Origin of the sequence: Mesorhizobium sp. M7A.F.Ca.CA.002.09.1.1 (assembly GCF_003998555.1) — a bacterium.
In the GTDB taxonomy this organism is placed as follows: Bacteria; Pseudomonadota; Alphaproteobacteria; order Rhizobiales; family Rhizobiaceae; genus Mesorhizobium; species Mesorhizobium ciceri.
On the sequence record NZ_RZRR01000767.1, the window covers coordinates 1 to 2,739 of the forward strand.

The 2,739-nt window shown below is 60.7% G+C and carries 3 protein-coding genes and 1 pseudogene; 2 read left to right on the forward strand and 2 right to left on the reverse strand.

Annotated features, from left to right (window positions below; genetic code table 11):
* Both EN994_RS36380 and EN994_RS25900 read left to right on the forward strand, forming a co-directional pair.
* Nucleotides 1–101 (forward strand): annotated as a pseudogene (locus tag EN994_RS36380) (sugar ABC transporter ATP-binding protein); the annotation flags it as partial.
* 127 nt (nucleotides 102–228) lie between these two features.
* Nucleotides 229–1,857, forward strand: a complete 1,629-nt coding sequence (locus tag EN994_RS25900) for a CHASE domain-containing protein (RefSeq protein ID WP_063169143.1) — start codon at nucleotides 229–231, stop codon at nucleotides 1,855–1,857.
* Between the two features lie 95 nt (nucleotides 1,858–1,952).
* Here EN994_RS25900 and EN994_RS25905 read toward each other — a convergent pair whose 3' ends face one another.
* Both EN994_RS25905 and EN994_RS25910 read right to left on the reverse strand, forming a co-directional pair.
* Nucleotides 1,953–2,198 (reverse strand): YMGG-like glycine zipper-containing protein, encoded by a 246-nt coding sequence (locus tag EN994_RS25905; RefSeq protein WP_013529278.1) that lies wholly within the window; start codon nucleotides 2,196–2,198, stop codon nucleotides 1,953–1,955.
* 83 nt (nucleotides 2,199–2,281) lie between these two features.
* On the reverse strand, nucleotides 2,282–2,608 hold the full coding sequence (locus EN994_RS25910; protein WP_013529279.1) for a hypothetical protein: 327 nt from the start codon (nucleotides 2,606–2,608) through the stop codon (nucleotides 2,282–2,284).
* Nucleotides 2,609–2,739: the final 131 nt, after the last annotated feature.

Consider the following 2,739-nt stretch of genomic DNA (forward strand, 5'->3'; position numbering starts at 1 on the left):
CCACTGATGTCACCCAGGACGAGGTGCTGGGCATGATCATTCTGGGCAAATGCCCGCCAGGCGCCATTCCCGGACCGGGCGCGCTGAAGATCGCGGCCTGAGATCAAGCCAGATCGCGGTTGCCGGACACGTGATATGCCAGCCGTAGGGATGGCTTGGCCTTGGCATTGTGTTGGCAGGGCGACTTGCGCATAAAGGTCCGACATTGCTCAGGGACCGCACGATCCGTTGAAGAAGCTTTTCCCGATCATCGCCTTTATCGCCGTCGCGCTGATCAGCATGGTGATGGCAGGTTTTGCCTACTTCGCCACGCAGGAAGCCGCGCGCATCAAGTTCGAGGCGACTGCCGACGATGCGCTCAACCGGATCGAGAGCCGCATCGACCTGCATCTGTCGCTGCTGCGCTCGACGCAGGCCCTGTTCGACGCCCGCAATGGCGATATTTCTCGCAATGAGTTCAAGGCCTTCTTCACCGCGCTCGATGTCGACAAGAATTTCGCCGGCTTGCGCGGTATCGGCTTCCTCAGGCTGGCAAAGACGGGCGACGAGGCGACGGTCGAACGCGACATGCTGCACGATTATGGCGTCAGTCATCCAATCTACCCGGACACCACGCAACCCTGGCGCACCCCTATCGTGCTGTTCGAACCGCTGGATCCATCCAATCAAGCCGGCATCGGCTACGACATGTTCAGCGAACCGGTGCGGCGTGCGGCGATCGAAAAGGCGATGTCCGACGACCAGCAGCATGCCAGCGGGCTGGTGCAGCTGGGCCAGGACACGGGCGCCGCGCAGACGTTCACCGGCTTCTTCGTTTTCGTGCGGCTCAATGTCGAAACCGCTCCCGACGTCATCAATGCTTCGAGATCCTCGACATCAGGTTTTCTCTATGCGGCCTTCCGGGCTCGCGATCTGTTCCAGACCGCGCTCAGCCGGTCGCCGCTTTTGCCGGTCAACACCGAAATCTATGATGGCGATGGTGCCGTGAACGGCGACAATCTGTTGTTCCGGTCGGAGACGCCGCCGGCTTCCACTTTCGGGAACAGGCTGCTGGTCACGCGAAAGATCATCGTCGCCGGACAGCCATGGACTGTCCTGTTCCGGCCGACAAGCGCCTTCTCGCAGCCGTCGTCGCGCGCCATTCCGGTGATGCTGGGGCTGTTCGGCCTGCTGTTGGCGGGCGCAATCGCGCTTGTGGCGCGCTATCAGGAGCGGGCCTATGAGGCAGCGTCGCGATTGCACGAAACGACGGAAAAGAGCCTGATCGAAAAAGACCTGATGCTGCAGGAGATGAAGCATCGCATCAAGAATTCGATCACCAGGGTGCTGGCGATCGCGCGTCAGACGGCATCGCGGGCGACCGACGTCAACGAGTTTTCAGCGTCCTTCTCGGCTAGGCTGCAGGCGATGGCGGCCTCCCAGGACATGCTGACGCGCTCACGCTGGCAGAAGGCCGATCTTGGCGATCTCCTGCGCATCGAGCTGGGTCAGGTGTTCGGCAAGGAGCTGCCCGATGAGCTGTTGTCGGGACCACAGGTGCTGCTCGACGAAACCACGACGCAAGCGCTCGGCCTGACCTTCCACGAACTGGCGACGAATGCGCTGAAATACGGCGAGGCCGGCAATTCCGTTGGGGCGCTGAAGGTGGACTGGTCGCTCGAAGGCCGAGGGCGCGACAGGGTGCTGGCTCTCAACTGGCGCGAAAACGGGCAGAAGAAACTTGAAGCGCCCGCCGAGACCGGATTCGGCACCAAGCTGATCGACCTCAACGTGACGCGCGAATTGCGCGGTACGATCAAACGGGATTACCAAGCCAATGGGCTGAACGTGGAAATCAAAATTCCACTCGCCAATTGAGCGCGACCGTTGCCGACAAGGGGGAAGCATCCAGACATCAAAAACCCGGAAGCCGGCGGACCGGCCTCCGGATCGACGTTTCGATTATCGCCGAATTAGTTGCAGCGAGCCGTGTAGATCCGGCCGCGATGATCGCGATATTGGCAATAGCCGTTGCGCAGGTTGCGCACCAGCAGGCCGGAACCGGCACCCACGGCCGCGCCGATCAGCGCGCCCTTACCGCCGCCGACCAAGCCGCCGACACCGGCGCCGATCAAGCCGCCGCCAACCACGTCCTTCTCAGTCGAGGTGCAGCCGCTGACCGCGACCACCGCAACCAGGGCAATAATCATCTTCCGCATAGAGTCACTCCTCACTTTGTGTCCTCACTTTAGTAAGCTCCAGCCGCCATTTAGCATGAAATGACGGCCTTTGCTGCTGCAATCTATTGTTGGTGAAGATAGTCTTTTTCTGGGCGTATCGTGTTCGATGCCATTACCAGGCTGGAAATTGCCAAAGACGCGTCAAGCGTACCATCGGCGCGCACATTCCAGACGATCTGATCATAGTCGTCCTCAAGCGCCGGATCGACCGCAAGGCATTTGGCGACGATGTGGTCAGCCTGCCCTTGCACGTCGCCCAAGACGAATGGGCGTTCGGCCACGCATTGCTCGGCCGTCGCGAAAACGCTTACGGGCACCTGGAGTTCACGGCAGTCGGCCATCGTGTTCGAGCAACCGATGACCAGCAACAATGCAGCGATATGTTCCATGGCGAGAAGTCCTCTCGCCATAGTAACGGTCTACATTCGCCAAAGTTCCTGGCTGGCTTGATCGGCCGGGGAAATAAGATGGCGCTACAGCCGATTCGGCCACCGGCCGAAACGAGGTGGCCTAGTAGACC